Below are 26,155 nucleotides of genomic sequence, written 5' to 3' on the forward strand. Positions count from 1 at the left end.
AAACAATAAAGTGGATTTAAAAAATTATATTGCCAGTATTCCTGACTATCCGTCCAAAGGAATTATATTTAGAGATATCTCGCCATTGATGGCTGATGGAGATGCTTATCGTGAAGCAACGAAGCAAATCGTTGATTATGCGAAAGAAAAACGTATCGATATGGTCGTTGGACCAGAAGCACGTGGATTTATCGTAGGGTGTCCAGTGGCTTACGAATTAGGCGTGGGCTTTGCTCCTGTTCGTAAAAAAGGAAAATTACCTCGTGAAACGATCGAAGTGACTTACGGACTTGAATACGGGACAGATACCTTGACGCTGCACAAAGATGCAATCCAACCAGGACAAAGAGTCTTGATCTGTGATGACTTATTAGCAACAGGTGGAACGATCAAAGCAACGATCGAATTGATCGAAGAGCTTGGCGGAGTTGTTGTGGGTTGTGCCTTTTTGATCGAGTTGATGGACTTGCATGGTCGTGACAAAATCGAAGGCTACGACATGATTACTTTGATGGAGTATTAATCAAATAAAATATTGAACAGAAAACCCCCTTCCACAAACGGATGAATCGTTTGCGGAAGGGGATTTTCGTTGGATGAGTAGCCTCAATTTATTGATAGAACAAATATGTGCAAGGAGTAGGTAGTCAGTTTGTCGTTAAAAAAAAGCAAACGAGCGATCATCGTTTGCTTGGACGGAATTTTCATAGAAGCGATCTTATTTACTTTTACGAGTGCCTGGAGCTGTAATAGGTTTCGTGATAGAAGGAGTCTTCATGGGATTGACGACGTTGTGATTGACGGTATTTTTTTTCATCCCACAACATAAACCACAATGTAAACAAAGGAACAAAAACCAACAGCGCTGTACGTAGACCAAAATTACCAATAATAATACCTAAAAACAAAACGATCAATACTAAACCAAAACGTCTCATTGATTTCATGATTTTCACCTCTTTATAGAATGCGAACAAAAGTTCGTATCATTATTATACGAACTTTTGTTCGGTTTGTAAAGAGGGAAGTTCAAAAAGAACAAAGATATCTACTAAAAGAGGAAAAGACGAGCTTGAGATCATGATCTCAAGCTCGTAAATAAATAACTGAATTTTCTTTTCTTATCAATAAATATGACTACGGTACAGACCAACGACACGACCTAAGATCGACACCTCATCTAAAATGATCGGTTCCAGTAAATCATTCTCGGGTTGCAAACGAAAATGATCTCTTTCTTTATAGAACCGTTTGCAAGTTGCTTCGTCTTCTGCAGTCATCGCAATCACGATATCACCATTTTGTGCAGTTTCTTGTTTACGGACAATGACATTATCGCCATCCAATATCCCAGCATTGATCATACTTTCTCCTCGGATCGTCAACATGAACAGACTGCCTTCTTCTGAGGAAAGGTTTGGTGGGACTGGAAAGAAGTCAGAAGCTTCCTCGACAGCTAGTATCGGCTCTCCGGCAGTAACAACGCCGAGAACAGGGATCGTCGTTGGGCGAATCCCAATTTTCGATAATCCTTGTTGCGTCAATTCGATGGCACGTGGTTTCGTAGGGTCTCTTTGAATAAAGCCTTTTTTCTCTAATCGGGCAAGATGACCATGGACTGTCGATGTGGAAGAAAGCTGAACAGCTTCTCCGATCTCACGGACAGTCGGTGGATAGCCTTTTTGGGTCACTTGTTCGTGAATATATCGTAAGACTTCGATTTGTCTTGTTTCAGTTTGTCGGGCCACAAGGTACACCTTCTTTCACTTGATAACTAAATAGTACCATAGAAAATACATGATTTCAAACAAATGTTCGCATTAAAGACTATTGATGTAGTTGTTTTTTTTTCGTTTTTTATATAAGATGTAGGAGAAGCAAAAGCGAGGAGGAATAGTTGTGTTATCGCCTGAAAAAATCGAACGTATCAATCAGTTAGCTAAAAAGAAAAAAGCAGAAGGATTGACACCAGCTGAAGTCAAAGAGCAAAAGGAATTACGAGAAGCATATCTGACAGCCTTTCGTTCTGGCATGAGACATCATATTGAAGGGATGAAAGTGGTTGATCCCGATGGAAATGATGTCACACCAGATAAATTGAAAGAAATCCAGAAGAAAAAAGGCCTCCACGACCGAAATAGCAAGTTTTAGTAAAAAAAACTAAAAGTCGTTGCTTTTTCAGAGGAGATACTATAAAATTAGAAGTAGAAATATAGGTAAAAAAAACCTAAATTACAGGAGGGGTTACATTGTTTGATAAAATTGATCAGCTTGGTGTGAATACGATCCGTACATTGAGTGTCGATGCAGTACAAAAAGCAAATTCAGGACATCCGGGGTTACCAATGGGTGCCGCGCCAATGGCTTATGCCCTTTGGACGAAACACTTGAAAGTGAATCCGAAAACTTCTAAAAACTGGGCAGACCGTGACCGTTTTGTCTTATCAGCGGGACATGGTTCAGCGATGTTGTATAGCTTGTTGCACTTAGCAGGGTACCAAGTGACGATTGATGACTTGAAACAATTCCGTCAATGGGAGTCAAAAACACCAGGACACCCTGAGGTCAACCATACGGACGGCGTCGAAGCAACGACTGGTCCGTTAGGACAAGGGATCGCAATGGCTGTGGGGATGGCAATGGCAGAAGCGCATCTAGCAGCGACCTACAACAAAGACCAATTCAACGTCGTTGATCATTATACCTATGCGTTATGTGGCGATGGCGACCTGATGGAAGGCGTATCTCAAGAAGCAAGTTCGATGGCTGGTCATATGAAATTAGGAAAATTAATCGTTTTATACGATTCAAACGATATTTCTTTAGATGGACCAACCTCAAAAGCCTTCACTGAAAATGTTGGCGCACGCTATGAAGCTTATGGTTGGCAACATATCTTGGTCAAAGACGGCAATGATTTAGAAGCCATCTCAAAAGCAATTGAAGAAGCGAAAGCCGAAACAGACAAACCGACATTGATCGAAGTGAAAACGGTCATCGGATTTGGTGCACCAAACCAAGGTACTTCTGCGGTCCACGGCGCACCACTTGGCTTAGAAGGCATTCAAAAAGCCAAAGAGATCTATGGTTGGGAATACCCTGACTTTACCGTACCAGAAGAAGTGGCGGAACGCTTCCGTCAAACGATGGTTGAAGAAGGCGAAAAAGCTGAAAATGCTTGGCGTGAGCTGTTCGCAGCATACAAAGCAGCGTATCCAGAATTAGCGCAACAATTCGAAGATGCTTTTGCTGGGAAGTTACCAGAGAATTGGGATGCCGAACTTCCAACGTACGACGAAGGTGAAAGCCAAGCGAGTCGTGTCTCAAGTAAAGAAGTCATCCAAGAATTATCAAAAGCGATCCCAAGCTTCTGGGGTGGTTCTGCCGATCTATCTGGATCAAACAATACGATGGTGACAGCAGACAAAGATTTCACGCCTGAACACTATGAAGGCCGCAACATTTGGTTTGGTGTTCGTGAGTTTGCGATGGCATCAGCGATGAACGGGATCCAATTGCATGGTGGTACCCGGATCTATGGGGGAACATTCTTTGTCTTTGTCGATTACTTGCGACCAGCTGTGCGTTTAGCAGCGATCCAAAACACGCCAGTTATTTTCGTCTTGACCCATGACTCTGTGGCAGTTGGTGAAGATGGTCCGACGCATGAGCCAGTGGAACAATTGGCTTCGGTTAGAAGTATGCCAGGTGTCCATGTCTTACGTCCGGCGGACGGGAACGAAACTCGTGCGGCGTGGAAAGTTGCGATGGAATCGACAGATACACCAACGATCTTAGTCTTGAGTCGTCAAAATCTACCAGTTCTTCCAACAACAAAAGAAGTGGCGGATGATATGGTTAAAAAAGGTGCCTATGTCTTGTCTCCAGCTAAAGGGGAACAACCAGAAGGAATCTTGATCGCGACAGGTTCAGAAGTGGATCTAGCGGTCAAAGCGCAAAAAGTATTGGCGGAACAAGGAAAAGATGTCTCTGTGGTTTCAATGCCAAGTTTTGATTTGTTTGAACAACAATCTGCAGAATATCAAGAAAGTGTCTTGCCAAAAGCAGTGACGAAGCGTGTTGCGATTGAAGCGGCTGCTTCATTTGGATGGGAACGTTATGTAGGAATCGAAGGTCAAACGATCACGATCGATCACTTTGGTGCTTCTGCTCCTGGAAACAAAATACTTGAAGAATTTGGTTTTACAGTAGATAATGTAGTCAACGTCTTCAATCAATTATAGACAAATACTGAAAGCAGTTCGATTGGAGTGCTTGGAGATTTTTTCCAAGCCTCCAATTTTCTATTTTTTTTAGGTACAAATTAGTAAAAAGGGATAATTGTCGTTACTTTTGTGTTACTTTTTGATTACGTGAAGATTACAAAAAGTAAATAATTGAAGATTCGTTTGAGTTTCAATAAAATAAAACGTATAATTTAAATGATTAAGTTTCGTTTAAGAGGAAGTTTTATTTACTGTTTCATTTGAGGAGGAATTTGAATGCAAGAGCTGAGAACCCGTAGCGCTCGACACCATAGGCCCAAAAGGAAAATGACCATCAATAAAAAAGCCATTGCACCTTTAGTGGGGACAAGCCTATTAGTTGGGCCAATGTTGGTCACAGCAACACCACAAACTGTACGTGCGGATGAGTTAGATGTCGCATCTTCTGCCGATCCGCAAGCATTTATCAATCAAATCGGATGGGCTGCTTCTGAAGTTGCAGCAAGCAATGACTTATATGCATCTGTCATGATTGCACAAGCATTACTTGAAAGTGCGTATGGTACATCTGGATTATCAAGTGCACCATATTACAACTTATTTGGAGTCAAAGGTAGCGCAGGTCAATCTGTGGTATATATGAATACGCAAGAATATTTGAATGGTCAATGGGTAACGATGAACGAACCTTTCCGTCGCTATTCATCTTATTGGGAATCATTCCAAGATCATGCGAATGTTTTACGTTCTACTAGTTTTTCGACAGGCGATTATCATTATTCAGGTGTATGGAAAAGTAATACAACCAGCTATTATGATGCAACAGCTTATTTAACTGGACGTTATGCAACAGATCCTAATTACGCATACAAATTAAATGAATTGATCAGCACATATAATCTGACTCGCTTTGATACACCATCAACTGGTTCAACAACAACTAGTACGACAAGTACCACAACGACAAGTACGACAACCTCTACAACGACTACGACAAGTAGTAACCAAACTTATACTGTCGTCTCTGGAGATACACTTTGGGATATTGCTCAAAAATTTGGTATGTCCGTCGATGATCTGATGGCAAAAAATGGCATGACGATGTCAAATTATTCATTATTGGTTGGACAAGAAATCAATGTCTAACTTTATATCAACTTAAAAATAGAGGCATATCCAATGATATGTCTCTATTTTTTGCTTCTCCAGTAAGAATCACTCGCAGAAGTACCTCTTTTGTATTATGATTAATAGAGAAGCAAATGAAGGGGGAAAAAACATGACACAGATTTATCAGTCGATCACAGAATTGATCGGTAAAACACCTATCGTTCGATTAAATAAGATGGTTCCAGAAGGAGCTGCGGATGTTTTTGTTAAATTGGAATTCTTCAATCCAGGTGGAAGCGTGAAAGACCGTATTGCCTTAAATATGATTGAAAAAGCAGAACATGATGGAATATTGAAACCGGGTGATACAATCATTGAACCAACTTCAGGGAACACTGGTATTGGTTTAGCGATGGTCGGTGTAGCCAAAGGATATCATGTGAAACTTGTCATGCCTGAAACGATGAGTATCGAGCGTCGCTTATTGATGAAGGGCTACGGAGCAGAACTAATTTTGACTCCAGGGACAGAAGGCATCAGTGGTTCAATCAAAGAAGCAAAACGTCTGGCTGAAGAAAATGGGTATTTCTTGCCTCTGCAATTTGAAAACCCAGCTAATCCATTAGTTCATGAAAAAACGACTGGTCCAGAAATCCAAGCGGCGTTTGGTGTGAATGGGTTGGATGCGTTTGTTGCAGGAATCGGTACTGGTGGAACGATCACCGGTGCGGGACACGAATTAAAACGGATCAATCCAGCGCTTAAGATCGTTGGGGTTGAACCAGCCGAATCTGCCGTTTTAGAAGGAAAAGAACCTGGTCCACACAAAATCCAAGGCATCGGGACAGGGTTTGTCCCGGATACGTTAGATACGAATGTATATGATCAAGTCTTATCAGTATCTAGTGAGCAAGCAATGATCACAGCTCGCCGTATGGGGCAAGAAGAAGGGATCTTAGTGGGTGTTTCAGGAGGAGCCGCAGTTGAAGCTGCACTTAATGTAGCTAAAGAACTAGGTGCTGGAAAAAAAGTTCTTGCGATTATTCCTGATAACGGAGAACGTTATTTGTCTACTCCATTGTATCAGGATATGTAAGTCTACGTGAAAATCTGAATAAAAAGTGTGAAATAATGGTGAAACATCCGTTATTTTACACTTTTTTTGCATAAAATAGGCAAAATTATAAAATTCTTTTCTTTTTCTTTCCATAATATGTAGATTTAAAAAAATAAAAATAGTATGATAATAAAAGAACAATAAGGTGGGGTTTTGTTTATATGGAAAATAAAAAAGTAGAAGCGGCGATCGAGCAGCTGAAAAAAGAAAATATTCGGATTACGCCGCAAAGATACGCAGTTTTAGAGTATCTGATTGAGCATCGTTCGCATCCAACTGCAGATGAAATCTACAAGGCGCTTGAGCATCGCTTTCCTAATATGAGTGTTGCAACAGTTTACAATAATTTACGATTGTTCACATCGATCGGCTTTGTTCAAGAAATGAAATATGGTGATGCATCAAGCCGATTTGATTTTAGTTCACAAAGACATTATCATGTGATTTGCCAAAATTGCGAGACGATCGTCGATTTTCATTATCCTGGGCTAGAAGATATTGAAATGGCGGCGGGGCGCTTAACTGATTTTGAAATCCATGATCATCGTTTAGAATTATATGGGCTATGTCCGAATTGCAAAAAATAAATCGTGCGAACATCTGAAACATCGATAAGGTCAAATGACTTTGTTGATGTTTTTTTGTCTTTCATTTGTGACGTGTAGAAAAACATGGGATACCTACTCCTGTGAAATTAAGAGGAAAACACACTAACAGTTTTAAAAAGGTGAAAATATTTATGCGATTTTTTATGCGATTTCGTATTCATTCACAAGCTTAGAGGTGTTAGTTTAAAACATCACAAAAAGAACGTTTATTTATCAGCGTTTTAAATAGAAAATGCGCAAAATATGATAAGTAAGCACTTGTGAATTCACAAGCATAAAACTGTTGGATACGTTTTAATTTTGCTATAGTAAAAATTGTCAAAGGACAAATCGTTTATCGGAGGGACACACATGAAAGTAGTAGTAATCGGCTGTACCCATGCAGGAACAGCAGCAGTAAAAAGCATCTTAAAAAACAACCCAGAAGCAGATGTTACAGTTTATGAACGTAACGACAATGTTTCATTTTTATCTTGTGGGATCGCATTGTATGTTGGAGGCGTCGTGAAAGACCCAGCAGGCTTGTTCTATTCAAACCCTGAAGAGTTAGCTTCGTTAGGAGCGAAAGTGAAAATGGAACATGATGTCACTGATGTTGACACAGAAAACAAACAAGTCACAGCGAAAGATTTAAAAACTGGCGAAACTGAAACAGTTTCTTATGACAAATTAGTAATGACTACTGGTTCATGGCCAATCATCCCGCCAATCAAAGGGATCGAATCTGAAAATATTCTTTTATGTAAAAACTATAACCAAGCAAACGAAATCATTGCTAAAGCAGAAGAAGCGAAGAAAGTAGTGATCGTTGGTGGTGGTTATATTGGGATCGAATTAGTCGAAGCGTTTGTCGAGTCTGGCAAAGAAGTGACATTGATCGATGGTTTAGATCGTATCTTGAATAAATATCTTGATAAACCATTTACGGATGTGTTAGAAAAAGAATTAGTCGATCGTGGCGTTACTTTAGCTTTAGGTGAAAACGTTTCTGAGTTCATTCCAGATGAGAATGGTAAAGTAAAACAAGTAACTACAGCTAGCCAAACATTTGATGCGGATATGGTTATTTTGTGTGTTGGTTTCAGACCAAATACAAAATTAGTAGAAGGTAAAGTAGAAACATTGCCAAACGGCGCAATCAAAGTAAATGAGTACATGCAAACAAGCAATCCAGATATTTTTGCAGCGGGCGATTCAGCAGTTGTCAATTATAACCCAAGTGGTACGCAAAACTACATTCCTTTAGCAACAAATGCGGTCCGTCAAGGATTGTTAGTAGGAAACAATTTAACAGATCAAAAAATGGCTTATCGTGGAACACAAGGAACTTCTGGTTTGTACTTATTCGGTTGGACGATCGGTTCCACAGGTGTAACAACAGAAAGTGCCCCAATGAATAACTTGGATGTCCAAGCAACACTATTTGAAGATAACTATCGTCCAGAATTCATGCCAACGACTGAAAAAGTCATGATGGAATTAGTATATGAAAAAGGAACAAATCGTATCGTAGGCGCACAATTCATGTCTAAATACGACATCACTCAATCTGCTAATACGATGTCATTAGCGGTTCAAAATAAAATGACTGTTGAAGACTTAGCTCTTTCTGACTTCTTCTTCCAACCTCATTTTGACCGTCCTTGGAACTACTTGAATCTTCTTGCACAAGCAGCTCTAGGAGAAATCGAGACAGCTCAATAATTGGTCAAAGTGTCATAGACGAGCCATCTGGATGCGATATTGTATCCAGATGGTTCTTTTTTTTGGAACTCAACTGGCTATTTAAAGGTCAAAATTTTTTATTGACACTTTTTGTTTTATTTCTCACGAGACAGGAATGGTTTGTTGCAGACTTCACCAGTTGCAATTAGTTGTTTTCCTTTGTTTTTTTTGTCAAAATAATAGATGTAATTAATTTCCAACAAAGCAGATGTAGTGAGTTGGACTAGAGGAGGATCATTATGGAAAAAGAATATTTTGTACAACAGGATAATTTTATTGAAGATTACAAAAAAGTGACAGGGAATGAAACGATCGATATCGATTCATTAGCAGAAGAAGTGATCAATCAATTAAATGAAACTCAAGCAGAAGAATTCGTTTTATCTGGAGATGAGACAACAGATGGGGAGGACCATCAATTCCCGTTTAGTCGACGGATCTATACCGATGAAAATGATGGAACATTGAATACAGAGTATACGTATGAAGGACAACCATACGAGCTACGAACGGATGACGAAGTACAATAATAAACGTTCTATCGAGCGTGAGCGTCATTTTCTAAGCTGCTTGTAGATTAGATATGAGACCTTTTCATAGAGGAGAGCATATACTAATACAAGCAGCTTTTTTTCTAGCATACATATATTCCGAAAAGTGAAAACTAAATATAAAAACCACTAAAACATTTTAAAAAAATTCAAATAATCCTTTCTTGCTTCAATTCTTGTTTTTACGTATACTAATTTTAAAGAGAGGGATAATAATGTTGAATTTAGAAAACTATTTAAAAGCTGGTCAAACGATCGTTTCCAATCTTTTGCTTAAAAATTATCATCGTATCGGCTTACAAGCAGATGAATTTTTATTTATATTACAGTTGCATATGGCACAATCAGAAGGAGATTCATTCCCGGATCTGATGAATATTTCCCAGAATATGGGCGTCAAGCAAGAAAAAGTTTTTCAAATTTTGAATCGATTGGTCAGTGGTCATTTCATAGCGATCGAAACTACACTTATTGATGGACGTAAAGCGGATCGCTATGATTTGACACCAACGTATGTGCATTTAGAAAGATTATTAGAAAAAGACTCTCTAAAGCAAGAAGAAGAAGTCCAAGAAAAAACGACACGTTCAGTCTATCAATTATTTGAACAAGAGTTTGGACGTCCGTTATCCTCTATTGAATTCCAACGGATCGGACAGTGGTTGGAAGAGGACCATTATCATCCGGAGATTTTGAAACTAGCTTTACGGGAGGCTGTATTGAACCAAGCGTATAGTTTCAATTATATCGACCGTATCTTATTATCTTGGGAACGGAAAAATTTAAAAACCAAACAGCAAGTAGAAGAAGATCAAAAACGCAGAAAGCAGCAACTGCTTCAAAAAGAAATCGATCAGCCAGCCCAACAAGAAGAGCTGCCAAAAGTATCATTAAAGAATTGGCTGGAAGAATGGGAGTAATATGTTAGGTAAACAACGTACAATGGAAGCTTTTGAGAAAATGTATGAGATGTTTCCAGAAGCACATGGAGAATTACAGCATAAGAATCCTTATGAATTATTGATTGCCGTCATTTTAAGTGCACAAGCGACAGATGTTTCGGTCAATAAGGCAACACCTGCTCTATTTCAGGCTTTTCCAACTCCTGAGGCGTTAGCTAAAGCCCCACTAGAAGAGATCATTCCTAAAATAAAAACAATTGGATTGTATCGGAATAAAGCGAAAAACATTAAAGCATGTGCGCAACAGTTGATTGATCATTTTGAAGGACAGGTCCCTCAGACAAGAGAAGAGTTGGTCTCATTACCTGGTGTGGGTAGAAAAACAGCAAATGTGGTGCTTGGGGATGCATTTGGGGTGCCAGCTATAGCAGTTGATACTCACGTAGAACGTGTGACGAAACGACTAAGAATCTGTAAATTGGATGCGTCAGTACAAGAAGTTGAACAAACATTGATGAAAAAGGTGCCGGAAAATTTATGGGTAAAAACGCATCATACATTGATTTTCTTTGGACGGTATCACTGTACTGCTAGAAGTCCCCGCTGTGAAGTATGTCCTTTACTGGATATGTGCCAGGATGGCAAAATGCGAATGAAAAATCCTGCAAACAAACACTTAAAATAAGAAAGAAGAGGTCATGACAGAAGTGTTTAGCCTCGATCAATAAGGCACCATCCACGAAAATTGTTCGTCCAATTTTTTGTGGATGGTGCCTTATTTCTGAATTAGTTACTTTTATTCCCGCCATTTATTCGATTTTCGAATATGTGAGCGGAGGAAAATCCCACCTTTTTTTGTAAAGAAACAAATATTGAGAAAGAGGCATAAGAGAAAAAGAATAAATGATTGTTTATAACATTACAAGCAAATTTGCTGAATGATACAAACGAGAATTATTTCGACGAAATAAATAATAAAACGTTATTAGAATAATAAAATAAAACAGTTATTTTATTATGATGTTTTTATGAAATATGCATGTTATAATTAGGCAATTATAACACGTTTAATTTATTTATTTTGTTTTAAGTATGTTATATTTTTAGTTTTAAATAAAAGAGTTTTCTGTTAGAATTTAATTATAGAGGAGGAATTATATGATTAAAAAAACATTACTTTTATCAACTTTAGTTTTAACAATGGCTGGATGCGCTACATCTGCCCAAGGAGAAGATACAACTAGTACAACAAATGAATCACAGGTGGAAACACCAGTCATTACTCTTTCAGATGTGGAAGAAGCGCAACAAGAATGGGCAGAAAATATTATCGCTATTGGTGAAGCTAGCTTGGAAAGTGACGAAAAAGCCGAAGAAAAAGCGCTTGAGACACTGGAAAACCTTTATGCTTACGATGATGGTCAAGTACTCTTCAAACCAACGAAAGCTGCGGAAGTACCATTTCGTGGAACAAAAGATGAAGCACTATCTTATTTTGTTGGTGGGGACATCGCAGAAGATGGTGGATTTGCCTTAGAGCCTTGGACAGATATCCGCTTTGATAATCACGACACGATCTTGAACGGTGATACAGCGATTTCTTCAGGTGTATACTATTTTACTTCTGGGGAAACCAACGAAGAAGTCAAAGTTGAATACACATTTGGTTATATCATGGATGAGGATGGCGACTTAAAAATTCAGTTACATCACTCAAGTGTGCCATTCGGATAAGAAAAGATATATGGCTAAATCAACAAAATGACTGACTATCCTGCTTGATCTTTTAACACTTCCACCATGTAAGATTGATACATAATGTAGGATAGTCAAACGAATCATCGAAATAAATTATCAGCACTAACTGAAATGATTTTAAGCAATATTTGTAAAGCAACTGGAGGATCAAACGAGGCAACTCGTTGGTTCTTCAGTTTTTTTGCTAGGTATCGCATGCAAATAAATCAATAAATTTCTCTTAAATTTATTGGAATAAAATAAATTCAAGAATATAATTATTGGAATTTTATGCAGAAATATTCTAATATTAAATTGTACTTGTTTTTTTATAATAGTTATTTTAGGGTATCTTTAAAAAGAGAACGAAGGTTTACACCGTTCTCATGTCAAATAATTACTATAAATTAACAAGTATCTTTTGTTTTCTGAATAGTAAGAATATTTTTGCTATTTAAAAATGACAGGGAAAGATTGAGGTGATGTTATACTATTTGAATTTTTACATTTCAACTATAGATTGAGGAGAAAACAAATATGCTGCCAGATAAATTAATATTATTATTCATTACAAAAACACAATTTTTACAAATGAAGGTATTAAAAGAAATGAAACATGGAGCAGTCTCAATAAAAAAGCTGGAAGATGAAATGGATCTAACAAAAAGACAAGCAAGGAAGATACTTCAAAATTTGATGACAGAATATGAAGAAAGTGGATTCTCAAAGAAAACGCACACTTCTTTGATTCTAGATAAAGATGAATTGCGCTGTGTGCCACAACTAATAGATACGGAATATCTCGAGTTGATCAATATTTTTCAAGAAAGATATTTTGCAGAGTCAAATTTGTATCAGACATTGTTATATGTGTTGGAAAAAAGGAAATTCAGTGTTTCAGATATCGCAAAATATCTAATCTATAGTGAATCACATGTATACAAACTTTTAGGAAAGTTGAAAGAATTGTTTCAATTATTAAAAATCGATATTCGATTGATGAAGATCAATGAAACATTGATTGAGTTAGCAGGTAGTGAGTCTACTATACGTATGTTGCATTATTTAAGTATCGCTGTTATTTCAAAAGGAAACTATTGGTTGTTCAAAACGATTACGCAAGAAGAAGTAACCAACTTACGCTTATCCATCAACTTTGATCATTACCAAAATTTATCTCCGCTTGGGAAAAAGCGTATCAACTATCTATTAGCGGTCAGTTTGATATCTTTGAAAAATGGATACCAAATCCATGATCTACCCTTAGAACTCGTGGAGCTAGGAGAAACAGTCTATAAGGAGGAGATGGATGCATGTTTAGAAAAGCTGACTGTCAAAAAGATGATAGATGGAACAAATTCACGAAATGAATGTATCCATTTCGCCTTTCTATCCAACTATTTTGCACAAGATTTAAATAAGAAAGAAGAAAAAGAAGAACTAGGAAGAAAGCTAGGGGAGCTAAAGAAGAATTCAATCGTCACCAAGTGTAAAAAATTACTCACGTGCATGATTGATTACTTTCATATACCAGAAACGATTTTTTATCAATTACTCTATTATTTGACAAACAAATTAGTTACTATCCATCATTTGGAATTATATAAATTTATGCCTATATATCATGATGCACTACCAACAAATCGTTATGGGTCCTATATAGAGCGTTGCATCGATAAAAACTTAAAATCTTACCAAAATGAACCTTCTTACAATCACATCAAAAATAGTTTTGTGCAAGTCATCTTAGGAAACTTAGTCTCCAACAGTCTTAAATCTGAACATAAAGTTTATGTAGAATTTTTTAACCTTCCAGAATCTAAAAATATAGTCGAAAACGTTATTACAAATTACTACAATAATAAACGAATAAAAATCGTAGAATCGTATCATCATGCTGATATCGTTATTTCGGACACCCATGGATACGAGGATAAAGATTTATTTTATTTTAAGCATATCTCAGATAAGGATTCATGGACAAGGCTGGGATCGTATTTTAATAAAGTTATCGTCAATACGTACAAATTTTGATAACGGTTGACTAAATAACATAATCAGATACGATAAATCGAAGTTATTTGTCAAATCTGTTTATCATCTCTTGGTTTAAATGAACAAAAACTGAATAATAGTTTTTATTTTCACAAGCTATAAACACTTATATATAAATATTTTAATGTTTTTTATATGTATTTTTGTGATTTGTTGATCAATGTATGTTTGCTATTTTTAAATAAGTCATTATGTTATAAAAATAATGTAACAAAAAAATATTGGAAGGAAGGTATGATATGAAAAAAAGATTATTGGGTAGTGTTGTATTAATTTTAAGTCTAGGAGGAATAATTTTTGGTGCGACAAAAGATGTTTCTGCACATGGGTATGTAAGGGAGCCAATTAGTCGAGGATACCAAGGGTCATTAGATGCCCGTACCAACTGGACTGCAGCATTTCAAAAGTATGGGGCAGTGATCAATGAGCCACAATCTTTAGAAGCATTGAAAGGCTTCCCAGCAGCAGGACCAGCGGATGGACGAATTGCTTCTGCAAATGGCGCGTTAGGTTTTCAGTTAGATCAACAGACATCCACGTTATGGACAAAGCAAGATATCAGTACTGGTCCTAATAATTTCACTTGGCATTTTACGGCAAATCACCGGACTGCGAAATATCATTACTACATCACGAAAAATGGTTGGGATCAAAACAAACCACTTGCGAGAGAAGATCTAGAGTTATTATCGGAATTCGATGGTGGCGGACAATCTTCTGCGAATATTAGCGCAACGCACACAGTCAATATTCCAGAAGACCGTATGGGGTATCACGTTATTTTAGCAATTTGGGATATTAGTGATACTGCGAATGCCTTTTATAATGTGATTGATGCGAATATCAAGAGTAATGGAGCAATACCAGTCGTACCAAATAAACCAACAAATGTCAGAGCAGTAAATACGACAAAACAGTCAGTCTCACTTTCGTGGGATGCACAAGCAGCTGCTGAAAAATACAATGTGTATCGTGATGGTCAACTGATTACTACAACTTCTGCGAACAACTATCAAGATAATCAACTAACAGCAAATACCACGTATAAGTACGAAATCGAAGCAGTATCGTTTACCGGACAAGTATCTGAAAAAAGTGATGCGCTTCAGGTAACAACGTTAGCAGATAACGAAGTAGAAGTGCCAACAAGACCAGGTAACTTACATTCAATGGGGGAAACAGTGAACTCAATCTCATTGATGTGGAATCCTTCGAGCCACTCTGCAGGAATCAAAACATATGAAATCTATAGAGATGGCCAATTAGTTGGTCAAACTGCAAATACAACTTATCTAGATACTGGATTGAATGCTGGGACTCAATATACCTATACGATCAAAGCAGTGAGTAATGATTCTATTCGATCAGAGGCCAGCAACCGCTTAGTGATTTCAACAAAAACAAATGAAATTACACCACCTAGTGAACATCGTCAATTTGAGTTAGGAAGTTTAACCAATCCAGTGCTGTACACAAAAGATGAAATCATCTTCCATGAAGGGAAACTGTATACAACATTAGTGACTCATTATAATTATGGGGATCCATCTTGGGCGCCAGATAGTGCAGCAAGTTTATTTAGAATTAAATAACTTTTAAAAGTCTTTTAGCCTTTTGGATTAATTTAGGATTCCAATAGAATAACTTTTTTGTAGAAAGCTTAAAAACTTAGAGGGCCATTTATTGTAGATAAATAAAAATAGTGGAGTATTGTTATTAATTGCGCCTTAAAGAGGCTATACAATTTGTATAGTCTCTTTTTTATTGTTATCTCTAAAAACTAAAATCTATAAAAAAACTTTAAAAAAACTTCGTCTTCTAAAGAAATTTTTTTCTCTAAGTCGGGAAATACAATACCTCGAAATAAAAAAACATATTGTTTATAGTGAAGTTGTTATGTGAAAGGGGGAAGGTAAGTGGAAGAGATTCTTGAACGATTAATATCGAATGATTACAAAAAACGTGTCGTATTTATCTTGAATACTTTAGAGAGAAGAAAAAATGTGACCGTTCAATATCTTGCAAAAAGTCTCAAAGTAACTAGAAGAACGATTACCAATGATTTAAAAACGATTCAAGATGAATTTTCCGACACAATTGAAATATTGACTTCCTATAAAGGGGTCAGCATGTTTGTATTGAACCATTTTAAGTTATTCGAGAAGAAAAAATCTTATTACATGAATGAAGACTTAGTAAAAGTGACAACAAGTATCCTTACAGGTGAACTGAAGCAGGTGATCGATTGGAGCTGGGAACTACACTACTGTGAGAAAACAGTGATCCAAAAAATGCGAAAGCTAAAGAAAATCTGCCATCAATATGGTTTGAATTTAAAACTTTCACCGGTTGAATTTATAGGGAAGGAGATCAAAATCAGGAAACTGTTTATTGATCTTTACATTAAATCAGCTTATCTAGAAATCGAAGATTATTGCCCCTATAAAAATGAAATGGAAGAAATAACCAAAATCGTTTTGGCGTTATGTTCGGATGTTTCCCAATCAATCACAAAGAAAATACTTGCTTTAACTTTTATCCGATTTGGAAAAGACAAATTATATATCCAGTCGCGATTGTTAGATTGGTTTAGAAACAATCCCTTAACGAATCAATTATTCGTTGAATTTATTCAATTAGATTGTTTTAAGACCTACTCTAAAGAAGTCATTTTTGAAGAATGTTGTTTTATAGCTTGTATGATCCATTTACATGAATGTTATTACACTGAGATAGAAAAACACAATAAAGGATTTGCAGAATACTTTGGTTTTTCTGAGACAGTCAAACATTTGGTTTTAGATCTCAAGAGTGTTCTCGGGAATCGGATCCAAGTTGATAATGAGCAACTGTATTCAATTGTCAATTGCTTTTTATTTCAAGAGAAAATCAAACAGGAACTTGAAATTGATTTTTCATATAACGATGAAGAATCGGCGATGCTGATTGATTCAATCAACCGGCGGCTATATAAAGAAATGAATACAGTCATCAAAAAAAATAAAGCGATCCAAAAGAATTTCCTGCAAAAAAGATGTGCTTCATCATTTACTTCTGACTTATTACTTTTCTTATATACGAACAAGGCATGTGAAGTTTTAAGTACAGTTGTTGTTGCATTAAAACGAGGATTTTTAACAGATTTTGCTTTAAATGAAATTATTGAAAGATATCTACACACCAGAGCAAGCATCATGTACCAGGAACAATTGGAAACCATTGAAAATCCACTTGATGTAGATATATTAGTGACAAATATACTACCATTTCCGTATCAAGTTGGTGATCAAACTAAAATGTTTTATCTACCAGAAAAAGCAGATATTGACCGAACGATGGACATCGTTTCAGACTTGCTCGTTACGGATTTTAGATAATAACAAAGATAACTTATGTCGTTTAGGAGGACAAGTTGAAAAACTCAAAGACTTGGTATTATAAATTACTTTTACTATTTTTATTTCTTGTATTCGCGTATACGGCAAATCGGACCATCCTAATTTACGAGAATTTCCGACAACAGACAGAAGATATCGCACAAGTCTTGGTTCGCACAATCGATCAATTTGGACTAGAAGTTAGTCGCTTTGAGTTTGATTTTAGCTATAGTCTAGCAAGTACCATTGGTACATTGACAATCGTGGGGGGGCTTGCTCTTGGTATCTTGTATCACTCAGGTATGCCGAAACATACAGAGTTTGAATATGGAAGTGCCAGATGGGGCAACAAAAAAGACATAAAGCCAATGATGGATAAAAAAAAAGACAACAATATCATTCTCACAAAAAGTGAATCGCTGTCTATGTCTGGTCGTATGAAGATCACTAAATCTAATAACTTTAATCGGAATAAGAATGTCATCGTAGTAGGAGGAGCTGGATCAGGGAAAACAAGATTCTATGTGAAACCAAATTTGATGCAACTGCATTCCTCTTATGTCGTCAGTGATTCTAAAGGACTATTGTTAAGCGAGACAGCAACAATGTTTAAAGAAGCAGGTTATGAAATCAAGGTTTTTGACTTGATCACGCGGGAAAATACAGATTACTATAATCCTTTTACTTACATCCGTAGCGAAGACGATATTTTAAAAGTCGTCAACAACTTGATCAAAAATACTTCAGACCCTGAAAAAAAGGGTGGCGATGATTTTTGGGAAAAAGCTGAAACTGCCTTATTGATGGCCACATTCAGTTATCTTTTGCAAGAAGTTGATGAGGAAGATCAAACATTGACAAATGTCGTTGAAATGGTTCGCTTAGCAAACTGTCCAGAGGATGTGCCAGATTATGTTTCCCCACTAGACGTGATTTTCAATGAACTTGAAGAAAAAGATCCTGCCAACTTTGCAGTGGCGCAATACAAAATTTTCAAATTAGCGGGGGATCGCACCGCAAAAAGTATTTTAGTCAGCTTAGGAGTGCGATTATCGCCTTTTGATATTCCAAATATCAAAAAAATCGTGAGTAAAGATACCTTAGCATTAGACACTGTTGGAGACAAGAAAACGATTATCTATATTTTATTATCAGATACAGATACGAGTTTCAATTTCTTAGCAAGTATGTTGTACCAACAATTATTCGATAGCTTAGTTTACAAAGCAGACAATGTTTATAAAGGTCGTCTGCCCCATCATGTGCGATGTGTCTTAGATGAATTTGCCAATATTGGACAGATTCCAGACTTTGAAAAAGTGATTTCAGTGATTCGAAGTCGCGAGATATCGGTCAATGTGATCTTACAAAACATTAGTCAGCTTAAAAATTTATATAAAGATACTTGGGAAACAATCATCGGGACCAGTGACGTTTTTCTGTATTTAGGTGGGATGGAGTTAAGCACGCATGAGTATATCTCCAAATTACTAGGAAAGAAAACGATCCAGCACAAGAACATCAGTATCACCAAAGGTAGTAATGGGAATTATAGTGAGAACTATCAAAAAATGGGTCGAAATTTATTGGATGTAGATGAAGTGGCTAACCTAAGTGGAACAAAAGCGATTTTGAAGATTCGTGGAATAGTTCCGTTTATATCAGAAAAATATGATATTACCAAACATAAAAATTATAAAAAACTCGGAGATGTGACTCCAGAGAATTGGTACGAACGAAATCAATCACCGAAAAATGAAGAGGAGAATGGATAGAAATGAACAATAATCAACAATTATTACAGGATGTATTTAATTTGATTTCAAGATTTACGATGGTTGGCGGAGGATTATGGATCATTTGGGGAACCGTGATCTTAGCAGGTGCGTTAAAAGATAAAAATGGCCCGCAACTACAACAAGGGATTTGGCAAGTCGTCGGCGGTGCATTGATTTTAGTTGCTGCAGTTTGGTTCGTGACCGCATTTGATGTCGGCTCACTTTTAAGTAGGTAGAAAATTTTTTATAGAAAGAAGGTTAATCAGTGCGCGCAGCGATAATGATGCTATTTGATCGAATGATGGAATATCTGAATGGGGACAATATTGCAGAAACCTTAAGTCGTGGTTTGCAAGATTACATGGCAGATGCCTATCGAGTAGCAGGAATCATCCAACAAACGATCATAGCTCCAGTTGCATTTTCAATACTAGCGATATTCATCTTATTTGAATTTCAAAAAATTTCTTTAAAAGTAGAGAATGCGGGTGGTGCTCCAACTTTGGGATTTGAAATGATCATGAAAGCATTTGTAAAATTTATTATTTGTTATATTGTCATCTTAAGAATCCAAGTGATTCTCGATGCCATTGTCGCATTAGGGGCAATGTTAGCAGGGCAAATAATGGCCCTAAATAGAGATGATTTTTTAAGTTCTTATCGCAATGTAGTCAATTCAGCAGTAAGCAATCTTTCGTGGTGGGAAGTAATGGTCGTATTAATGATTTTTGTTGTTCTATTTTTAGTTTCTTTAGTGGTAGGGGTCTTTATCAATGTCATCGTCTATATAAGATTTTTTGAATTATATATATTTAGTGCGATTGCTCCCATTTCGATGGCGGCATTACCCCATCAAGAATTTTCATCGATGGCTAAAGGATTTTTTAAGAATTTTGCAGCTTCCTCCTTACATGCTGTCATGATCGCATTAGTATTGACCATTTATCCTTTGATTTTTGTGAATTTCTTAAATAGTCATAGAAGTGGCATGTGGTCGCTGATTTTTGGTTTGACGATTTACATGATTGCTTTGATGTTTGCAATAAATAAGACAAAAGGATGGGCGAAAATGATTGTATCTGCCTCATAGAAAGGAATAAAAGTAATGGCAATTGAAGTAAAAGTCCATAAAGATGTACGTGAATATAAAGAACGGATCGTAGCAGGCATGAGCGTACGACAATTAGGCTTTCTGTCTGTGGCGGTGTTGACTAACATCGTGATCAGTTTTGTGTTTGTGCGCTTTTTTGGTTACTCCATGGACGTGATCAGTTGGCTGATGATTCTCATTTCAATGCCAATCGTCGCTTTTGGGTGGCTAAAAAAAGAGGGACTGCCTTTTGAACGCTATTTGAAATACTATTTTATTTACCATTTTGATCAAGGAGTAGTTGTTTATGAAGAATCTGATACGTCCCAATTTCATGAAGGTGAACTTCAGGCAAAACAAGAATAAGAAAAATATGCAAGAAGAAAAAAAATCTTTTTTACTTTTTGAAGAAATCTATGAGAACGGTATTTGTCTAATTACTGAGAATGAATACTCAATAACGATCAATATTCACGATATCAGTTATCAACTTTGTTCCGAAGAACAACGTATGCAGATATTCATTAAATATTGTGAGTTCCTAAATTCTTTAGAAGCTTCCATTGATTACAAAGTTACGTTAGTAAAAAAGAAAAAAACAGTCGAAGAATTGACTCATGTGCTTTTTAAAGAAAAAAATGAACAATATGATGATAAATACCGCCAAGAAATGAATGACTATCTAACAGCGAAAATCAACGAAAAGAAGAATGCGTTTGAAAAGAAAATTTTTATTACTTTTACTCAAAAACATGAGAATCAGGAATTTGCGGAAAGAGAGTTATTCTTGATTGCCGATCAAATGGATCTATTCGCTCGAAAAATTGGTTCGACCATCCATATTTTAAAGGGAGAAGAACGCAAAGAATTGATCGGTCAAATCTTAAATAATGAGAAGCATACAGTACTACCGAAACAAGTGGATCTCAAATTAGATAAGCGCCTGATCAAGATCGATGACAAACTAAATCAGACCCTCTATTTGAATGGTTACCCAGCTGAACTATCTGATGAATGCTTGACAGGTCTCATGGAGATCGATGAAGAAATCACTCTTACGGTTAGTTGCAAGCCGATACCGATGGCAAGCAGTTTCGACTTAGTAAAGACTAAAATGGCTTACATGGATCAGCAAAAGGTGGATGAACAAAGAAAAGCCTTAAACAGTGGGTACGATTATGACATGTTACCCTATGACCTAACTTATTCTCTGGATGAAGCAAAAGAGCTTTTAGATTCATTACAAAGTAAAAGCCAGAAACTATTTGAAGTAACTGTGTTGATCAATTTCTCCGCAGAGAATCAGGATAACTTAAATAAAATCGCTAGTAAAATCAAGTCAGTAGGGCGAAGATTTGGCTGCACGATCATTGAACTAGCTTATTTACAAAAATTTGCTTTGAATACACTATTACCAATAGGGAAGAATCATGTTCCTTTAAATCGATTATTGGCAACTTCTGCGGTTTCGGCGCTGATGCCATTTTCGATTTCTGAAATGCTCCACGAGAATGGCAATTATTATGGGATCAATTCTGTGACAAAAAATCTGACGATTCTTGATCGGAAAAAACTAATGGCGCCCAATGGGTTTGTCTTAGGTACACCAGGATCGGGTAAGAGTTTTTCTGTCAAACGGGAAATTGTCAATGTTTTACTAAGAAACGCCGAAGATGAAGTAATCGTCATTGACCCTGAATCAGAATATCAGCATATTTGTTCGGAATTTGATGGTCAAATGGTTCGGTTGGCTGGTAATTCAAACACCTGCATCAATCCGATGGATATCAATAGCAACTATGGCGATGATGCAGACCCGATCGCTTTAAAAACCCAGTTTTTGATTTCACTTTGTGAGCTGATCACGGGGGGGATTTTAGGGTTATCTTCTCAACAAAAGACGATCATCGACCGAGTATGCCGGAAAATTTACCAAGACCAGACACAGTTGCCGACATTAAAAGATTTTTATACGGCGCTAAATGCACAGCCAGAAGAAGAGGCAAAGCAATTGGCGATTGAATTGGAGCTTTATACAGAAGGTAGTCTGGCGCTATTTTCCGAGCAGACGAACGTGGATTTAAATAAACGTTTGGTCATTTTTGACATCAAAGATTTAGGGAAACAACTTAAACCATTCGGAATGTTGGTCGTTTTAGATCAAATTTGGAATCGAATCACATTAAATCGAGAATCAGGGATCCGTACATGGTTATATATAGATGAATTACAGTTGCTCTTTACAAATGAATATTCAGAAAATTATTTCTTTGAATTGTGGAGTAGAGCAAGAAAATGGGGGGCGATACCGACAGGGATCACTCAAAATGTCGAGACACTATTATTGTCAGATCTAGCCAGAAGAATGCTTTCTAATAGCGACTTCGTTGTCATGTTCAATCAAGCAAAATCTGACCGCTCAGAGTTGACTCGTTTATTCGATATATCAGAAGAGCAGGAAAAGTATGTATTAAATGGGAGTGAAGGTACTGGATTGATGGTATTTGGGGACACGATCATTCCATTTGAAGACCGACTGCCTAAAGAGACGAAACTCTATCAAATCATGACAACTAAACCTGGTGAAGAGGTAAAAACAAAGCAAGATTATGAATGAAACATACGAGGGGAATAAACAAGAAAACAACAAGCAGCAAGATCTGTTATCGATCAAATTGAAACGTGTCAGTCCGAAAGAACAAAATAAGAAAGCATTGAAGAAACGCCTCCGATTCAAAAAGCGTCAGCAAAAATTAGCGAGAAAAAAAAGAGATAACTTACAGCTAAAAAATAGAAATATCATTGATTTCAAACAACATATGGTGAATAGCCAGTCAAAAAAAGAGCCATTGAGTAAAGGCGCGACAAGCAAAAAATCAAACGCTAGTCATTTTAAAAAGCGCCATCTTATGACAAATAAAAAAAAGTTAAACAAAATCAATAGAAACAAACAACATAGTACCACTAGAGAAAAGGCCTATTTCATAAAGAATAAACATCGCTCTCCCAAAGAAATCGATCATGCGCTTTTAGGAATAAAGAAAAGACAAACTTCACCCAATAATTATGGGACGAATCAGCGAAGTCAGCTCTCTGCTGAAAAAATCAATAAACAAAAACTAGGATCAAAAAAATTCTATCATAAGAAACAAGAAAAGCTAGGCAAAAATGTTCTCAATCTAGCTGGCATAAAGAATACACTTATTACGAATAAGCAGACCAGAGCAAAGAAGCTTGAAGAAAAACTATTCGGTATCAAAGACAAACTTGAACGTAAACATCAAGTGTTAAGTAACTCCAACAAAGTCAAACGATTAAAAAAGCAAACAAAAATGCCATCGAAAAAAAATTTCAAACCTAAACTGAAAAAAAATCTGGCGCAAACAGCCATAGACACAGTTGGCAGGAACAAAGATGGCGAATTGAATATCCTTGGAGTTCTTTTAGTCTTATTTATTATTCTCAAACTGATTCTCATGTTGTTGTCCGTCAAAGTAATGATGATCTTGGCGGTCGTCATCGTCGTGATCGTCGTGATTATCGCTATCTTTAATTTTATTGCTAGTATATTTACTATAAAAACGGAAGATATGGCATTAGCAGAGGCATATGAACATGTCACACTTTTGGATGCCAGAAAGAACAAAGAAGTGCAACAAGTTTTCGAAAATTTTTCAGAAAATTCTGAAATCGAAGAAGTTTATTTTGTTGTAAATGGTGTTGCAAGACCAGATAACAATTTTATCTATAGCTCTGATGCAGATACGTACCTTTATTACCTGAATGCAAAATATGAAGACTATAACATCAGTAAACGTATCTCAGCAAGTAGCAATATCTTTGGTGCAACAAGAGTTCGTGGAGAAGTAGAGGGAATCCATGGCTATACCTTTAGTTACACGACAGAAATCGAAACAAGAGAAGTGCCAATTATTTATCCTGATGAGACTGATCCAGAAGAGGATGGCTCGGAAGACTCTGAAGACGACGATGAATCGGAAGAAGCTGATGGTTCGGAAGAGGAAGAACCAGATGAATCGGAAGACGACGAGGATTCAGAAGAAGAACCGGATGATTCAGAAGAAGACGAGGACTCAGAAGAAGAACCGGATGATTCAGAAGAAGACGAGGACTCAGAAGAAGAAGCAGATGATTCGGAGGAAGATGAGGATTCAGAAGAAGAACCGGATGATTCGGAGGAAGACGAGGACTCAGAAGAAGAACCGGATGATTCAGAAGAAGATGAGGACTCAGAAGAAGAACCGAATGATTCCGAAGAAAATCAAACGAATGACACTCTAAATGGGGACCAACCCCCTACCCCTCGTAATGAAGAAGATCGGCCAACGCATCGTACGATAAAAGTGGCGTTGATCAATATTGAGATCAAAACAATCAGTCAGTTTATTGATGAAAATTCAGATACGCTGACAGAGGAAGAACTAGATAAGTTTGGACCGATCCAAGAATTGGACCGATTTGAGAATAAAGTATTTTTGCAAAGTCCTTTTGGCATGAACCAAGACGCCATCGTTGTTCAAAAATATGGCTATCGAGGATCAAATGACAGAAATAGACATAATCATATCGAGCTGTTGGCTGAGCCTGGCACGCCTGTCTATGGCATCGATAATTCTGGATCAGGAAGAGTACATGCTGCTGGCAATGATTATGTCACTATCAATACTTCTTTGAGCAAAAGAGTTGTTTTATCTCCATTAAAAAATGTCCGAGTGAGAAATGGTGAGTGGGTAGATGCCGATACAATCGTAGGAGAAACCACAGGAAATTTAAAGGTTGAGGTCATTGAACGTCGAACATTCTGGCCAAACAGACACATTTATCCATCTGCTTATATTTTTGATCTGGAATTTCAATATCCTTCTGAGATAGAAGGATTTACACATCGTTCTTCAAGATCGATCTCAGGAAGTCTTAAAAATCCTGGACAAATGATTTTACAATGGGAACATCTTGTTCGAGAAGCCTGTGAAAAATATGGGATTCCAGAGTATGTCAACATGATTTTGGCAATCATCCAAGTAGAATCCGGTGGTGATGCAGAAAGATTCCCTGATATTATGCAGGCTAGTGAGTCACAAGGTTTGTCTCCTAATACGATTGATGATCCAGAACGATCAATTGATCGAGGCACCCACTATTTTGCCCAATTATTAAGTAAAGCGAGAGACTTACATCTTGATGATCGTGCGGCTCTTCAAGCCTATAACTACGGAGAAGACTTTTTAAACTGGTTAGCAAATACCAATAATCAATATAGCTTCTTTCATGCAGAGTTATATGCAAGAGAAAAAAGCAACAGACAGACTGTTACTTATACCCATCCAGTAGCGTTAGCATATGGATTTTCATGGCGATATGCTTACGGAAATATGTTCTATGTTCCTATAGTAACTAACTATCTATGGCTCGAAAACTCAGATTTCCTTGAGGCTGCAATCAATGAGATTGGCACGATCCAAGGAGAGAAGTACTGGCGATGGTATGGGTTTGAAGGAAGAGTAGAGTGGTGTGCGATCTTTGTGAGTTGGGTAGCAGATCAAGTAGGGTATCTCAACCAAGAGAAAATAACCAAGTCTGCTAACTGTTTACAAATGATCAACTGGTTAACTGAAAAAGGGAACTATAAGAAAGCTTCAGAGAACTATCATCCACAACCAGGTGATTTGATTTTCTTTGATTGGAATGGAGGTGGTACAGGAAAAGATCATGTGGGAATCGTAGAGTTTACAGATGGAAATATCATTCAGACCATCGAAGGGAATACTGCTGATAAAGTAGCTAGAAGGACCTATTTTAACAATGATCCAAGCATTTCAGGTTACGGTATTCTTCAATAAAGAGAGAAAGAGATAAAC

At 37.0% G+C, this 26,155-nt stretch carries 22 protein-coding genes; 20 read left to right on the plus strand and 2 right to left on the minus strand.

The genetic code is table 11. The annotated features are described in order from the left end of the window. Window positions 1-10: 10 nt before the first annotated feature. Window positions 11-523 (plus strand): adenine phosphoribosyltransferase, encoded by a 513-nt coding sequence (locus IGI79_RS06330; protein ID WP_010735573.1) that lies wholly within the window; start codon window positions 11-13, stop codon window positions 521-523. 205 nt (window positions 524-728) lie between these two features. Here IGI79_RS06330 and IGI79_RS06335 read toward each other — a convergent pair whose 3' ends face one another. Beyond that, window positions 729-947: a hypothetical protein gene (locus IGI79_RS06335; protein WP_023519576.1), complete on the minus strand. Its 219-nt coding sequence runs from the start codon at window positions 945-947 to the stop codon at window positions 729-731. A gap of 177 nt (window positions 948-1,124) precedes the next feature. Further along, entirely contained in the window at window positions 1,125-1,748 is a 624-nt protein-coding gene (lexA, locus tag IGI79_RS06340; RefSeq protein ID WP_010735571.1) for a transcriptional repressor LexA, read from the minus strand. 151 nt (window positions 1,749-1,899) lie between these two features. Between lexA and IGI79_RS06345 the strand changes: the two genes are divergently transcribed. The 19 genes from IGI79_RS06345 to IGI79_RS06435 all read left to right on the plus strand — a co-directional run bounded on the left by IGI79_RS06345 (window position 1,900) and on the right by IGI79_RS06435 (window position 26,137). Continuing rightward, complete coding sequence (locus tag IGI79_RS06345) at window positions 1,900-2,151, plus strand: DUF896 family protein (RefSeq protein WP_010735570.1); 252 nt, start codon at window positions 1,900-1,902, stop codon at window positions 2,149-2,151. Window positions 2,152-2,249: 98 nt separating this feature from the next. Then, window positions 2,250-4,244 (plus strand): transketolase, encoded by a 1,995-nt coding sequence (gene tkt / locus IGI79_RS06350; protein ID WP_108144620.1) that lies wholly within the window; start codon window positions 2,250-2,252, stop codon window positions 4,242-4,244. Window positions 4,245-4,502: 258 nt separating this feature from the next. Further along, window positions 4,503-5,372 (plus strand): glucosaminidase domain-containing protein, encoded by an 870-nt coding sequence (locus IGI79_RS06355; RefSeq protein ID WP_019724201.1) that lies wholly within the window; start codon window positions 4,503-4,505, stop codon window positions 5,370-5,372. Between the two features lie 133 nt (window positions 5,373-5,505). After that, window positions 5,506-6,432, plus strand: coding sequence for a cysteine synthase A (gene cysK / locus IGI79_RS06360; RefSeq protein WP_010735567.1), 927 nt, complete (start codon window positions 5,506-5,508; stop codon window positions 6,430-6,432). Between the two features lie 182 nt (window positions 6,433-6,614). After that, complete coding sequence (locus tag IGI79_RS06365) at window positions 6,615-7,040, plus strand: Fur family transcriptional regulator (RefSeq protein ID WP_019724202.1); 426 nt, start codon at window positions 6,615-6,617, stop codon at window positions 7,038-7,040. 372 nt (window positions 7,041-7,412) lie between these two features. Then, complete coding sequence (locus IGI79_RS06370) at window positions 7,413-8,765, plus strand: NADH oxidase (RefSeq protein WP_065096436.1); 1,353 nt, start codon at window positions 7,413-7,415, stop codon at window positions 8,763-8,765. 260 nt (window positions 8,766-9,025) lie between these two features. Further along, a complete protein-coding gene (locus IGI79_RS06375; protein ID WP_023519579.1) occupies window positions 9,026-9,316 on the plus strand; it encodes a DUF5960 family protein in 291 nt (96 codons plus the stop codon). 236 nt (window positions 9,317-9,552) lie between these two features. Continuing rightward, complete coding sequence (locus tag IGI79_RS06380; RefSeq protein ID WP_010735563.1) at window positions 9,553-10,257, plus strand: DnaD domain-containing protein; 705 nt, start codon at window positions 9,553-9,555, stop codon at window positions 10,255-10,257. 1 nt (window position 10,258) lies between these two features. Then, window positions 10,259-10,924, plus strand: coding sequence for an endonuclease III (gene nth, locus IGI79_RS06385; protein ID WP_010735562.1), 666 nt, complete (start codon window positions 10,259-10,261; stop codon window positions 10,922-10,924). Window positions 10,925-11,397: 473 nt separating this feature from the next. Next, entirely contained in the window at window positions 11,398-11,973 is a 576-nt protein-coding gene (locus IGI79_RS06390) for a hypothetical protein (RefSeq protein ID WP_065096435.1), read from the plus strand. Window positions 11,974-12,513: 540 nt separating this feature from the next. Continuing rightward, a complete protein-coding gene (locus tag IGI79_RS06395) occupies window positions 12,514-14,010 on the plus strand; it encodes a helix-turn-helix domain-containing protein (protein ID WP_065096434.1) in 1,497 nt (498 codons plus the stop codon). 260 nt (window positions 14,011-14,270) lie between these two features. Beyond that, window positions 14,271-15,623 carry a lytic polysaccharide monooxygenase gene (locus IGI79_RS06400; RefSeq protein ID WP_065096433.1) on the plus strand — a complete coding sequence of 451 codons (1,353 nt, stop codon included), beginning with the start codon at window positions 14,271-14,273 and terminating at the stop codon, window positions 15,621-15,623. Between the two features lie 324 nt (window positions 15,624-15,947). Then, window positions 15,948-17,408, plus strand: a complete 1,461-nt coding sequence (locus IGI79_RS06405; RefSeq protein WP_081277446.1) for an HTH domain-containing protein — start codon at window positions 15,948-15,950, stop codon at window positions 17,406-17,408. 35 nt (window positions 17,409-17,443) lie between these two features. Then, window positions 17,444-19,183: a VirD4-like conjugal transfer protein, CD1115 family gene (locus IGI79_RS06410; protein ID WP_065096432.1), complete on the plus strand. Its 1,740-nt coding sequence runs from the start codon at window positions 17,444-17,446 to the stop codon at window positions 19,181-19,183. A gap of 2 nt (window positions 19,184-19,185) precedes the next feature. Next, window positions 19,186-19,422, plus strand: a complete 237-nt coding sequence (locus IGI79_RS06415) for a hypothetical protein (RefSeq protein WP_010735554.1) — start codon at window positions 19,186-19,188, stop codon at window positions 19,420-19,422. A 29-nt stretch (window positions 19,423-19,451) separates the two neighbouring features. Beyond that, entirely contained in the window at window positions 19,452-20,276 is an 825-nt protein-coding gene (locus IGI79_RS06420; RefSeq protein ID WP_065096431.1) for a hypothetical protein, read from the plus strand. A gap of 15 nt (window positions 20,277-20,291) precedes the next feature. Then, window positions 20,292-20,642 carry a PrgI family protein gene (locus tag IGI79_RS06425; RefSeq protein WP_065096430.1) on the plus strand — a complete coding sequence of 117 codons (351 nt, stop codon included), beginning with the start codon at window positions 20,292-20,294 and terminating at the stop codon, window positions 20,640-20,642. Then, window positions 20,584-22,893 carry a VirB4-like conjugal transfer ATPase, CD1110 family gene (locus IGI79_RS06430; RefSeq protein ID WP_065096429.1) on the plus strand — a complete coding sequence of 770 codons (2,310 nt, stop codon included), beginning with the start codon at window positions 20,584-20,586 and terminating at the stop codon, window positions 22,891-22,893. The genes IGI79_RS06425 and IGI79_RS06430 overlap by 59 nt, the downstream gene beginning before the upstream one ends. After that, window positions 22,886-26,137: a lysozyme family protein gene (locus tag IGI79_RS06435; RefSeq protein ID WP_438845753.1), complete on the plus strand. Its 3,252-nt coding sequence runs from the start codon at window positions 22,886-22,888 to the stop codon at window positions 26,135-26,137. Before IGI79_RS06430 ends, IGI79_RS06435 begins: the two co-directional genes overlap by 8 nt. Window positions 26,138-26,155 lie beyond the last annotated feature (18 nt).

Origin of the sequence: Enterococcus sp. AZ084 (assembly GCF_051714905.1) — a bacterium.
Taxonomy (GTDB): domain Bacteria; phylum Bacillota; class Bacilli; order Lactobacillales; family Enterococcaceae; genus Enterococcus_B; species Enterococcus_B pernyi.